Consider the following 12361-nt stretch of genomic DNA (forward strand, 5'->3'; position numbering starts at 1 on the left):
GGCGCGGCGGCGGTACTGATGGTCTTCAGTCTGCTGTTGTGGTTCATCCCCACCGTTGCCGTCGGAGATGACGGAGGTTGCGAGGCCAGTGTGATTGAGGTTCCGGACGAGGCGAAGCCATGGGTGAGCGAGGCGGCCCGATCGAGCGGATTGAGCGCGGATTTCATCGCGGCGATCATGAAGCAGGAATCCGGTTTCCGACCGTATGCGTATGCCGACGACAGCAACGGCGGAACATGGGGATTGTTGCAGATGAACAGGAGCGTATGGCGCGGCGTGCATCCCGAAGGCGCCAATCAGACACCGCCCGAAGGCATCACCGACCCAATGGTCCACTCCCATTACGGCGGCATATACCTGAAAAACCGTCTGGAAGGCGTCAAACAACTCAAAGCCGCGCATCCGGGCATGCTGTTCGCCGAGCTTGACGACCTGACGGCTTTGGTCATCGCCCATAACGCCGGCGAAGGCAATCTCATGAGATACCCGGATATTCCCAACACCACCAAACGGTATCTCGACAACGTGAAGCCGGCAATCGACGCGGGAGGCGGCTGCTCGGCCACGGCAGGACGAACCATCGGCAAGCTCACGCCACCGTTGGTCATGCGGTCCGGCACGCTGAACGTGGATGTGGCGGCGACCGGCACGCCCGTAGGCAAGATCACCACCTATGAAACCGGCCAATGCACATGGTGGGCGGCCGCCCGCCGATTGCAGATCGGCAAGCCAGTGGACGGTTACATGGGCGACGGCTGGATGTGGGCGTCAAGCGCCAGAAAATTCGGATACTCGACGGGCGGAGGCATACAGCTCGGCGACGTGGCGAGCTTCGCCAAAGGCTATCTCGGCGCAAGCGCCGATTACGGACACGTCGCCATCGTCGAGGAAATCAAGGACGACGGCAGCATTGTCGTCAGCGAATCCGGCGGCGGCCTCCCATACGCATGGCTCAGGACCCTCACCAAGGAACAGGCCAACAATCCCAGCATCACTTACATCCACTAAACCAAAGAAGAATCCCATGCCCCGTATCAATCCCAAACTTGACCCATACGAGCTTGCCGATTTGATGAGCGATTCCAACAACTGGGATCTCCTCACACAAATCCACGAGCATCCCAATACATGGCCAGAACTCGACCAGTGGGCTGCGCATGCCATCGCACATCCCGAAACCGCTGGGGCCCCACCGGAACCGCTGCCAGACAGAAAACCCAAACATCGGCTGCTGCCCATCACACCCATCATCGACGATGAGCTTCCTCGTGATACACGGAACAATAACACTCCCACCTCCGAGCCAGACAAGCAGACGGAAACGACGATAGACACACCAATGGGGATCGGAGAACATGCCAAGGATGATGTGTCCTTGGCAGAAGATTCATCGGCTGACAGCACGGATGAGGTGGCCGTCCATCGGCATATCCCTGTTACCCGCATCGCCGGCATCATGCTCGTTCTGATCATCGCAGCAGGATCAGCCGCAGGCCTTGTCATGGCGAAAAAGAATTACGACCATCGGGATGCAGTCACGTCATGCAATCAAGCAATCAAGCAATCTGACATAGTGCGGATTGAATGGAACAAGGCATTGAAACAGGCGGAACCATATGCGAAGCTCCAGGATAAAGACGTGCGGGATCCCAAGTCTTTGGAACTGCTTGGCAAAATCATGCAGTATCAACCATCGGTCTCAACAGAAAATTGCGATCCGAGTCTGACGGCCGACCGTCTCGATCGCACCCGTACAGAAATAGGGAGAGCGAACAACCAGCTCAGAACCCAGATCAGGAACCTGCATGACACGGTTGACACGGTCAAAGCATTACAGGAACAACAACGGATCGACAACGCACAGAACGTACTGAGTCAAACCATTGAAGACGCCGATAGGCTCTACAAAGAATCCGAGAACAAGGTCAGAGACGACAACACCCGTGCACGGCTCAATGAGCAGATCGCCCGTGCACGACTCATGATGCGCGACCATCAGGATCTCGGTGTCTATAACAGAACCATCCAAGACCTCAACGAGGCCATGCAAATCGTTCGGGATTCCATGATGACTGTAGGGAACGAGTATATTTCTGATGCGGGCCATTCGGATGAATCCACACAACCGGGATCGGATTCCCAGTCATCGAACCGACAGCCCGCACCATCATCGGAAGGTTTATCCCCGTCAGTCACGCACGGCAATCCCACTTGGGATGTGCCTGGGCAATCAGCAACCCCCTCATTCCCCGACCAGCTGGGATAGTACTGCTCATCCGAGTTTGCCGTCGGTCATGGTGTAGAGGTGATCGGCGATTTGGTTGAGCTCGTCACTGTGGTGGGAGGCGATGACGATAGTTCGTCCCGTGTCACGCTGACGTTTCATCTCATCAAGGAAGATGCCCACGGAACGTTCGTCGAGACCATTGGTGGGCTCGTCGAGGAGGACGAGATTCTGGTGTTCCATGAGGGCCTGGACTATGGCGAGCTTCTGGCGCATGCCCAGGGAGAACGACTTGACCTTCTCGCTCCTGTGGCCGTTCAGTCCGAACAGCGTCAGCAGCCGCGTGGTTTCCTGCTCGTCGTAGGCGTGGTTGATGCCGGCGAGATAGCGTAGGTTGGCGTCGGCGGTTTCGGAGGGCATGAATCCGGGATTCTCGATAATTACGCCGACCGTGTCGGGGAGTCTGCGGTTGAACTCAACCAACTTGCCGTCGATGGTCACGGTCCCACGGTCGGGGCGGATGAATCCGCATACGGCCCGCAGCAGCATGGTTTTGCCGGAGCCGTTGGCACCGACCACGCCGTATATCCTCCCCCGTTCGAAGTTGGCGTTCACGTCCTTCAGAACGGTATGACCTTTGAGTGTCTTGGTGAGATTCCTGACCTGCACGTACATGATGCACCCTTTCGCTGATAATAGTTAGATTAAAATTCCGATTGATGATGCTGCTTTGCTCACTCAGAGAATCTGCATTCGGTCGAACGCGATCAGGTTCACCGCGGCGCATATGGGGATCGTCAGCGCGGCCACGGGTATCCAGTTGGGCGCATGGGCCAATCCACTGGCGAGCAGCCACCGTTGCAAACCGGAGAAGGACATGAGCAGCCCTAGCAGTGCGGCCATGACGAAGTAGCCAGCGATACGCGATCCCATTAAATAGCCGAAGTTCGCAATCAGCATCGCAATTAGCAACACGCACGTCGCGCACACGGCTGAGCCGACGAATGCGACCGGATTTTCATCCGGGAACATAATCTGCTGGATCATGGCCTGAATCAATGTGTAGATGACACAATACGCGGTAATCATGAGCAGGTAGGCGAGGAATCGCCCCGGTCCCCGACCGCGCCGGACGTACACCATGCACTCGGGTACGGAGAGCCATTCCGAGAACTGCTCCAACGGAATCGCCACACCGAACAGAACGTACGCCAGCGCGTACATGTTGTACGCCAGCCCCGGGGTGAACGGCGAATCCGACGAGCGGAACATCCCGATGAACACGCTCGGATCTATGCCGCTGATCAGGAACCGGTACACAACCACCACATAGACGACGAACAGCATCACGCGCAGCCCATTGCGCCTATGCAGCGACTGGAGAAGCCTGACCGCTTGCCACTTCCATCTGCTCCCGTTCATGTCACGCCTCCAGCCGGTCCATCCGTCCGAAAACGACGACGTTCGCGAAGACGAATATCAAACACCAGCCAGCGAACGGCATCACTTGCCCGATGAACACATCCGGCCAATAGGGACTGATTGGATACCAGAAGTAGTACACGTACCGGGCTGCCTCGCCCGTCAACGGCATCAACATCCAGTTTGCCAACAGCAGGACGGCAATCAGCACCGGCAACGTCCGCGACCACGGCAGCCCGCAGTTCGCCAGCAACAACACCAGCAATGACACGCTCACGCACATCATCACCGTCTGCGCAGTCAACATCACCGTCAACGACAATGATTTCGCCTCAAACGGTCTACTGAGCAGGACGAACTCAGCCAAAGCGAACACCATGCCCGAGCACGCGCCAGTCAACAGCCCCATAAGGATCAGCCATACGAGGTTGCGCCGCAACTCGTCCCGCGGATCACGGCGCACCCGCTCGAACGCGCCGTACCTAGCGCTACCCGCACCCACCGCGACCAGACATGGCGGCAGAGAGCACGATGCAGCACCTACACGCATGAACCCGATATAGTCGTCGCGCAGAGACGGGGCCGACCCCCCGTACAGCAGACTGACGGCGTATAGGATGCCGAATAGGGATACCAGCCCTACCGCGATACGCATCGTCCATGGCGCAGTCCGGAACGGATGGAACAGGTCAGAGCACATCGCGCGACTCCTTCACACGCGCCAACACCAGAGAGCAAGCCGACATCCCGGCCGTCATCAACAGCATCCCGGTGAAATTCATCCATGCGGTGCCCGGTGGATCCCAATGCGAGAAGTTCAGAAATATAATCTGGCTCCACTCATCAGGAACCAGACCACCGGTCAGCGATGGCAGCATCCACCACACCAAACTCACCACGAACGGCACCAACAGCTCCACATGCTTGCGACGGATGAATAGGGATGCCCCCAATGCCAGTAGGGAGAACGCACCGGATAGGACGAACACCATCAGCAGAATCACCGCAATCAGCAATGGCTGGCTCGTTGCATACAATGGGTACGCCCACGACGAGGAATCAATCAGCACGTACCGCCCCAGCACCATGCCTTCCGCATTCACTGATGTGCCATCGATAAACGACATATACGGTGTTTGGATGGCGGAAACCAACAGGTTGATGATCAACGGCAACACACCGCCCAAGCCACCCAGCACAAAGCCGGAAAGCATGCTCGTGCGCAGCAGCACGGAACGCCCCTCACGTGACAGCATGTTTATCAATCGGCCGCTACGTTCCTCCGCCGCCCACACACTTCCACCCATCAGAGCTGCGAGGAATGGCAGTAGATACAGATATAGCGTGGATGCCGAACCATACTGGTTGAACAGCATTACATCTCTGAGGAAAGTCGGAGCACTCCTCTCAATCCGATACCCCGCATGATACGTGGTCCAATACTGCACCATTATCAATATTGCTGAGGATACGACAACGATCAGCAACCGTATGCTGCACAAGTTTCGCATCAATTGTCGAAAAAACAAAGATCCACTCATAGTTTGCTCCTGCTACCCGCGCCATACAATGACGATGTGGTGACGTCGAGCATTTGGCGTCACCACATCGCATCAGTTGGAGTCTGGGCTCCAAACACCATATGCGGAAGTTGCAGAAGAATAATTCTCTACATTCTGCATACGTAGGTGAATCTGCTTGGGACCGTTCTTGAAAGCATTGTTCGGCACGTTTGCATACGTATTGCTGGTCAGGAACCTGACTCCGGATCCCACATCGTCGTTGCCATATCCAAGAGCCCATACTCTCAGAGTATGGTTTCCAGATACATTATCCGCTCGTACGAAGGAATCAGAGGCATTCTGCTTCTGCCGGTTGGGCGTGTCAAAAGTAGACCAGTTCTTGGCATACCCACTCCAGCTAGTGCTGAGAGCATTGCCGGCAAACGCAGGCGTTGCGAGACAGGCCATACCCAACAATGGTATGAAAGCGCCAAGAAGCACACGTTTGAGAGCATTCATGGTGGTTCTTTCTCTTTTGCGGTTATCCGTCTGATGAGGTTTCACCAGACGTTGAGAATTCATTGACTTCTTTGTAATGAACCTCATCTTTATAATCACACTTCATCTTGGATGCCGCTTGTAAAAAGAACTGTCTTGTCATCTATAGATGACAAGACTTATTACTAAAGAATGGCGGTATGCCTCTGAGCAAGTAGATGCACTGATCGGTAGGTATGCGCCCGAGTTCGTCCGGGGTGAGGAGTTTTCGGGCGTTCTTGCGGGTGCTGCGCGTCCAGCTGCCGTTGAGGCCTTTGGTTTCGCTGGTTTCGATGACGTCGATGGTCTGGTCTCCGAGCCGGTCGCTGATGTACTTGGTGGTGCTGGGTTCGTTGCCGCCGAGGAAGAGCTGGCTGTCGCAGTTGCCGGCGATGGTCTCCCAGTCATCCCGATAGAGGCTTTTGCCTTGGCTGACGGTCTGGAGGATGATGCTGCAGCTGATCCGTCGGCTTCGTATGGTGGCGATGAGCCTTACGAAGTTGGGGATCTTGCCGATGTTGGCGAATTCGTCGAGCATGCAGTGCACGTCGCGGTCGAGCACGCCGTCGGGTTTGGCGTCGGCTTTGCGTACAAGCGTTTCGAAGAGGCATTGGTAGAAGACGCTGGCGATGAAGGAGAACGTGGCATTGGTGTCGGGCAGTTCGAGGTAGATGATGCGTTTGCCTTGGTCAAGGGTTTCGAGCCGGATGTCGTCGCCGTCGAGAATCCGGCGCACTTCGCGTACTTGGAGGGGTGCGAGGTGGACGCCGGTGGTGATGATGATGCTTTTCTTGGTTTCGCCGGCGCCTTTGAGGAACGTGTTGTATTGGGCGCATGCGAACGCGAGCCCGTCGAGCATTCTCCGGGTTTCCGCGTCGTAGTCGTCGGGGTGTTCGCGCATGCGGTGGATTTCGGTTTGGGTTTCGGCGAAGAGCGCGTCGATGATGTATTCCTTGTCTTCGTCTTGTTCGCTGGCTCCCATGCGGTCGAGGGTGTCGGTGACTTGGTTGAGGGTGGGGTTGTTTTCGGTGTAGTAGGTCCATGCGATGAGGGCGCATAGGAGTGCTTTTTCGGCGTCCTGCCAGAAGCTGTCTCCGGTTTTGCGGTCTCCGGTGGCGTTGGTGACGAGGTTGTCGGTCAGGCGCAGGATCGCGGATTGGGGTTCCTTGGAGTCGATGTAGCGCATGGGGTTGAACCGGTCGGATCGGTCGAGGTGGATGAGGTCGAGCGTGTTGACCTGGTAGCCGCGGTCGCGCATGGCGTGTTCTGTGTCGCGTTTGAGTTCGCCTTTGGGGTCGGTGACGGCCCAGTTCATGTCCACGGACAATAGGTTGGGTTTGACGTAGTAGCGGGTTTTGCCGGAGCCTGATGAGCCGAGCAGGAGCGCGTTGAGGTTGCGTAGGGTGCGTCGCGTGTCTATGGAGAGCCGTTCGGTCGCGGTGAATCGGATGTTGTGGGATTCCACGGGGTCGATGAACGGTTTGATGTCCTTCGTGGTGCCCCAGTGAGCGGAGCCGTGTTCCTCGCCGCTGCGCAGGTTCAGGCGTGCCGTGTACTTGTATGCCCAGATCAGCAGGCCGACACCCATTGCGGCGAGTCCGCACATCAGGTCGGTATGGTTCGTGGACAGGTGGAATGGGTGGTACAGGTCGAGCCAGAACCTGTTCATCAGGTCGATCACGCTCGTGCCTTCATCCAGGTCGGTGCGTATCTGGTAGCCGATCTTGTCACCCAGCCAGAACAGCGTGAACAGTCCCATGGCCGCGGGCAGTATGGCTTGCAGACGTTTCATTGGTTTCCCCTGTCTCTTTCCAAGCCTCCGCGGTGCTGCGTCATGGTTCTTCGCATGTCATCGCCTGCGGGGGCATCGGTCGGTTGCGGGATCCGGCCGTTGATGCGGTGTTCGGCGCGGACGCGGATGTTCGTGAGCGTCTGTTCCTTGGTCCATGGCGGATCGTCGGCCGTCGGATGCATGACGGCGGTGTCCGCCGGCAAAAGTTCATCGTGCCCGGACGTCGGCTGCCTGTTTCCCGAGTCGGCGGCGATGGTGATGCGCGTGAGGCCTTGGCGGTTCTCGATGGTGTCGCCTCCGTCGCACATCGCGGCAAGGATGCGTCCCACGGGTGTTCCCGTATCGTAGATGGCCGGGTTCCCGCGTGTGATTGGAGCGCCGTTGGTTTCCTCGCCTGCGTCAATGATGGTGATCGTTCGCGCCGTGTTCACGGGAGCGTGTCCTTGACGCTGGTGTGCAGGGCCATTTCATCGGCCAGGATGTATGCTTCGTCGGCGTTTTCCTCTTCATGGATGATGCCGTGGACGATGAGCCGTCGTCCCTGCAGCGCGCCCTGTTCGCGTAGGTATGCCGCATGGTCTCCGGCTGCATGCACGCGGATGATGAGCGGCGCGTCCATGGTGCCGGCGTTTACGGTCAGGGTTGCCGTCGTCCTGCTGTTGCCGTCGGTGTGGAATCTGGCGTCATCGGTGAGGATGCCGCGCGCATAGGCCTGCGGGTATCGGGCGTCGCTCATCGGCTTGGCCTGCGTTTTCTGGCGGGTTTGCCGATGTTCGGGGCTTTGCCTTGGACGGCGTTGATGGCGTCGTGCCCGATGGCGCGGGCGTCGCGGCCGCCGCCGGTGAGCGCGTCGGATTCTGCGCGGGCCTTGGCCACCCGGACGTGCTTGGAGGAGAGCGTGTCGAGAGCCTGCTCCCGTGCGGCCATGACCCGAATGCTCCATGGGTCCCGGTAGTCGTAGATCGGTTGGCTGATGCGGGTGCGGTCGGGCAGTTCGTTGCGTCGGGTCTTGCGGTCCACCGGGTAGGAGCGACATGCGGGGTTCGCGGATTGGATGTAGTGGATTGCGGTGGCGAGGTCGGCGATGCGTTCCTCCGCCGTTTTGTCCATGTCGATGAGCACGCGGCCCTGCACGTGCTGTTCGTCGCATACGGTGCGCGTCCACGTTTCGTAGTCGCGCACGTCAACGGTGTCCCGTTGTTCGCGGTCGTGCTGGTATCGCGTGGCGTCGAACCGGTAGGTGATGTCATGCGGGTGCACGTCGGCCGACCATTCGGGCAACGGTTCGATGGGGATCTCGCGCAGGGTGACGAGCCGGTACGGTGGTTCGATGTCCCCGTAGGAGCCTTGGGGCTGGAGGATGCCGAAGCCTTCCATGCGCAGCTCGTAGCCGAGGCGTTTGAGTTCGTCCTGCAGTTGCCGGTAGGCGGTGTCCATGGTGGTCATGCTGGTCTCCTCGGCGGCTTATCGGTTGCGGGTCTTCGTCCGCTCCGGTGTGGATGGATGGGCTGTGGGGTCGTCGGCGCGCTGGCTGGCCCGTTGACGTATGCCGTCGAGCACCGTGTCCTTGCCTTTCGACGTGTTCGGCTCTTCCTCTTTCGCCGGTTTGGGGTTGAAGGAGGTGATGGGTGCGGGCAACGCGTATCCCTGGTCGATCGGGGTGATGCCGTCGGCGGGGTCGAGTTCGCCGGCGGGTCTGGCGCCCATGGTTTCGGCGAGTATCGCGGCAGCGTCGCCGCGCCCGGTCCGGTCGGCGATGATGCGTTGGAGGGTGTCCTCCAATCCTGCGCTGATGTCGGTGGAATCGGCGGGCATGATGCACTGGTAGACGGGTGCTCCCCAGTTCGTCGCCGTGCAGGCGAGCGTGTATTCCATGATGCGTTCGCCGGGTTCGAGCAGTGATTCGAGCCGGAACGGTTCCCGTGCCGGCATCTGGTCGGGATTGGCGTGTTCGGTGACGAGTCTGGCGAACGTGGCAGAGCCTGAGGGCATGTCGCCGTCCAGCTGGTCGGCCACCGGTTTGATGAGGCCTTGGACCTGTTGGCGCAGGGTTTCGTCATCGGCGTCGTTGGCCCGCATGATGCGTTCGGTGATGCGTTCCGTGCCGTCCGATCGCATCACGTTGTCGTGCGTGTCTCCCCAGCTTTCGATCATCCGCATTGCGTCGGGGGCTGACTGCGTCGTGGCGTCGAGGCCGGGCTCGTTGTCGGTGTAGGCGTCGATGATCTGCTTGAGTTCCGTGTCGGAATACCGTTTGGTGTCGGGGATGGTGGCGTCGAGCAGGAACCCCTGGTCGGCGAGGGTGACGTTGTCGTTGATGGCGGCGTCGCGCCCGTATTTCGCCACGTCGAAGTACATGCCGTATGGGCCGTCAAGAAGTTTCGCGAGTTCGGCGTTTTGGTTGACGCAATGCCAGCCGTACATCTCGTCCAGATCGGGCGTGTTCTCCTGCGTGATGCCTTGCGGCGGGTCGTAGGTCATGTATTCGATGTCCTCGGATTGGACGAGCAGGTTCGCCAGTCCGATCGGGTCGTGCACGCTGTTCATGTCGGCCGCCAGCCGTACCGCCTCCAATGCTTCGGGCTGGTCTTGCGTGAAGATCCGGGCGGCTTGTGCGAGCGTGTTCAGGGCGTAAATGTCTTCGTATTCGCCGGGCCGATAGTCGAGTGCGGCGAGCAGTCCCGCGTATTCGTGGTCGAAGATGCCGTATTCCTCGTAGACGACGCCTCCTTGGCGTCCGATCTCATAGGCTTGCTGCGCGTCGAGCGTCAGTCCGACCTGTTCGGTGAGGAACCGGTCGATCCGCTGCTCGTCCGTGGGCAGGCGCAGCCATCCGCCGATGAGCGTGCCCTCGTTGTATCGGCCGAGGTTGCCTACCCATACGTTGATCGTCAGATCGTCTTCCGCCATCATCGGCTCCTTGTCTGTGATTGTTGTGATTGCGTCCGCGTTCTTGCCGGCGTGGTGGATGGTGCCTGTGCACGGCGTTCGGCCCTGTCCTTGATGGCGTCGAGCGTCCGGCTCTTGCCGGCCGTCCGGGATTGCGCGGCCGTCGGTTCGGGGTTCTCCGGGCCGGGTGCTGCTGCTGGCGGTTCCTCGCCGGATCGGGCGCCGGTGGTGGTGACCGGTTTGTTTTCGGCGCGTTGCCTCGCGTAGGCCATGCGTTGCGCTTTGACGGCGCGGCACAGCTGCCATGCGTCGTCGATGCGCATGGTCTCGCGTTGCTCGCCTTTGCCCCGCCACAGTTCCACCGGTTCGCCGGGTTTGAAGCTGACGGTCACGTCGCGCCCGTTCAGTTTGGCGTCCCTCGCATGGTCGGTCAGGAAGCGGTCGAGCTGCCATCCGGTCAGGTCCACGCCGCGGATGCTGGTGCCTTGCGGTATCGCCACGCGCATCTTGTCGAACGTGCGCCCGTCCTTGGAAGTCATCCGGTACAGGTGCACGTAGCTGTTGGGGAAGTTCACGCGCGGCCAGATCTCCCTTGTTCTTCCGCCGGCCGCGGGTTGCGCCGTCTGCTCGCCGCCGGGCCAGCCGACGGCCGTCCCGTCCTGCTTCGGCTCCGGGGCCGGGGTCTGCGCGTTCCCGGGATGTTCGGACTGCCATCGCGTCGGCGTCTGCATGGCGTCGGGCGTGTTCCATGATCGTGCGGCCTGCGTGCGGATGCGTTGGGCGATCTCGTCGGAGGCCTGGTCGAGGTCCGGCGCGGGGAAGCCGATCGCGGCGTCGGGCCATGCCTGGTTGTGGCGTCGGATCGCGTCATCGACGACCATGCGGGCGACCTGGCCCAGCCGATTGTCCTGCGGCATACCAGCGGCCGCGTATTGCTCGCCACGTCGTGCGATGTCCGCCAGGGCCTGCCGGTCGTTGTCGATGAGGTTGTCCATGAGCCAACGCGCGTTGGCTGAAAGCTCGGGCATGGCGATGCTCCTTTCCGGTCATGGTCGTCGCGCATCCGCTCACCGGGTGCGGGCGCGTTGCTTCGAGGGCGCGGTGCGGCGTTGGCCTTCGACGCGTTTGCCGGCCCGCTTGCGGATGTCGTTCAGGGTCTGCTGCTTGGTTTTGGGGCGGCGCACGCCGCCGTCCGGGGCGGGGATGTCCATGCGGCTCCAGTCCAGGCCCCGCGAGCGTGCGGTCAGGGATTCGATCGCGTCGGCGATGCGTCTGGCCTGGCCAGCCGGGTAGGTGAAGCGCACCGTGTCGTCGGCGACCCGTTGCGTGTGGTGTGGTATGTGGAGCCGGTCGAGCTGGTCGGTGATAATCGCGGCGTCACGATCCCAGGGCACCGTGCGGAAGTCGAACCGGCCGTTCGATGGCGATTCGGCGTCGAAAGCGAGGCGCAGCGCGTCGTCGGATGGTTCGAGGAACGGGTTCGGCTCCTCCCGTTCCGGCATCGGCGTCGTCTCCATGGACGGCTGTGCGTGGTCGTCGCCACCGGATTCGGGAATCGTGGCGGTCTCCTGTTGGGCGAGTTCCCGATTGAGGCGTTCGACGATGCGCGAGACGACGTGGTTGACCTCATCGGCGTCCCTGCCTTGGAAGTGGAGGAAGGTGCGGCCGGTGTCGCGGTCGTGCTCGATGTGGAAGGTGATGCCGGCCTTTTTCAGGTCGTGTTCGAGCTGCCGGGCGTATCGTCCGGTGACTTCCTGCACGTTGATCGGCTCGCCGGTGCGATGCAGGGTTTTGCCGTCCACCTTGCCGGTGGTCCTGATGCGCCGCAGTGTCTCGCCGGTGGCGTGCACGCCGATGCCAAGCAGGTGCAGCGCCTTGTCGAGCCCGTATTTGGTCACGTCGATGATGACGCGTGTGCCTTGCTCGCTGACGCGCATCATGAGTTCCTGTGCCTGGTCCTCGGCCGCCATGGGATTCTCCCGTCATCCGTCGTGG

General features: G+C 60.2%; 14 protein-coding genes. 2 read left to right on the forward strand and 12 right to left on the reverse strand.

The window, feature by feature from the left end; genetic code table 11:
* Positions 1–18 precede the first annotated feature (18 nt).
* Positions 19–1008 carry a CHAP domain-containing protein gene (locus tag Uis1B_RS05615; RefSeq protein WP_243390270.1) on the forward strand — a complete coding sequence of 330 codons (990 nt, stop codon included), beginning with the start codon at positions 19–21 and terminating at the stop codon, positions 1006–1008.
* A gap of 16 nt (positions 1009–1024) precedes the next feature.
* Positions 1025–2266: a hypothetical protein gene (locus Uis1B_RS05620; protein WP_240540844.1), complete on the forward strand. Its 1242-nt coding sequence runs from the start codon at positions 1025–1027 to the stop codon at positions 2264–2266.
* A 6-nt stretch (positions 2267–2272) separates the two neighbouring features.
* Here Uis1B_RS05620 and Uis1B_RS05625 read toward each other — a convergent pair whose 3' ends face one another.
* The 12 genes from Uis1B_RS05625 to Uis1B_RS05675 all read right to left on the reverse strand — a co-directional run bounded on the left by Uis1B_RS05625 (position 2273) and on the right by Uis1B_RS05675 (position 12336).
* On the reverse strand, positions 2273–2899 hold the full coding sequence (locus Uis1B_RS05625) for an ABC transporter ATP-binding protein (protein ID WP_101616373.1): 627 nt from the start codon (positions 2897–2899) through the stop codon (positions 2273–2275).
* Between the two features lie 63 nt (positions 2900–2962).
* A complete protein-coding gene (locus Uis1B_RS05630; protein ID WP_101616375.1) occupies positions 2963–3646 on the reverse strand; it encodes a hypothetical protein in 684 nt (227 codons plus the stop codon).
* Between the two features lies 1 nt (position 3647).
* Complete coding sequence (locus tag Uis1B_RS05635) at positions 3648–4346, reverse strand: hypothetical protein (protein ID WP_101616377.1); 699 nt, start codon at positions 4344–4346, stop codon at positions 3648–3650.
* Entirely contained in the window at positions 4336–5022 is a 687-nt protein-coding gene (locus tag Uis1B_RS05640; RefSeq protein ID WP_133124850.1) for a hypothetical protein, read from the reverse strand. Before Uis1B_RS05640 ends, Uis1B_RS05635 begins: the two co-directional genes overlap by 11 nt.
* A gap of 237 nt (positions 5023–5259) precedes the next feature.
* Positions 5260–5730 (reverse strand): hypothetical protein, encoded by a 471-nt coding sequence (locus Uis1B_RS12015; protein ID WP_165782746.1) that lies wholly within the window; start codon positions 5728–5730, stop codon positions 5260–5262.
* A gap of 79 nt (positions 5731–5809) precedes the next feature.
* Positions 5810–7477 carry a VirD4-like conjugal transfer protein, CD1115 family gene (locus Uis1B_RS05645; RefSeq protein ID WP_101616382.1) on the reverse strand — a complete coding sequence of 556 codons (1668 nt, stop codon included), beginning with the start codon at positions 7475–7477 and terminating at the stop codon, positions 5810–5812.
* Positions 7474–7908, reverse strand: coding sequence for a hypothetical protein (locus Uis1B_RS05650; protein WP_101616384.1), 435 nt, complete (start codon positions 7906–7908; stop codon positions 7474–7476). The genes Uis1B_RS05645 and Uis1B_RS05650 overlap by 4 nt, the downstream gene beginning before the upstream one ends.
* On the reverse strand, positions 7905–8213 hold the full coding sequence (locus Uis1B_RS05655) for a hypothetical protein (protein WP_101616386.1): 309 nt from the start codon (positions 8211–8213) through the stop codon (positions 7905–7907). The genes Uis1B_RS05650 and Uis1B_RS05655 overlap by 4 nt, the downstream gene beginning before the upstream one ends.
* Positions 8210–8923, reverse strand: coding sequence for a hypothetical protein (locus Uis1B_RS05660; protein ID WP_101616388.1), 714 nt, complete (start codon positions 8921–8923; stop codon positions 8210–8212). Before Uis1B_RS05660 ends, Uis1B_RS05655 begins: the two co-directional genes overlap by 4 nt.
* Before the next feature lie 18 nt (positions 8924–8941).
* On the reverse strand, positions 8942–10390 hold the full coding sequence (locus Uis1B_RS05665) for an antirestriction protein ArdA (protein WP_165782747.1): 1449 nt from the start codon (positions 10388–10390) through the stop codon (positions 8942–8944).
* Complete coding sequence (locus Uis1B_RS12350) at positions 10387–11394, reverse strand: hypothetical protein (protein WP_240540845.1); 1008 nt, start codon at positions 11392–11394, stop codon at positions 10387–10389. Before Uis1B_RS12350 ends, Uis1B_RS05665 begins: the two co-directional genes overlap by 4 nt.
* A 39-nt stretch (positions 11395–11433) precedes the next feature.
* A complete protein-coding gene (locus Uis1B_RS05675) occupies positions 11434–12336 on the reverse strand; it encodes a DUF3801 domain-containing protein (RefSeq protein WP_101616392.1) in 903 nt (300 codons plus the stop codon).
* Positions 12337–12361: the final 25 nt, after the last annotated feature.

This window comes from Bifidobacterium margollesii (genome assembly GCF_002860355.1).
Taxonomy (GTDB): domain Bacteria; phylum Actinomycetota; class Actinomycetes; order Actinomycetales; family Bifidobacteriaceae; genus Galliscardovia; species Galliscardovia margollesii.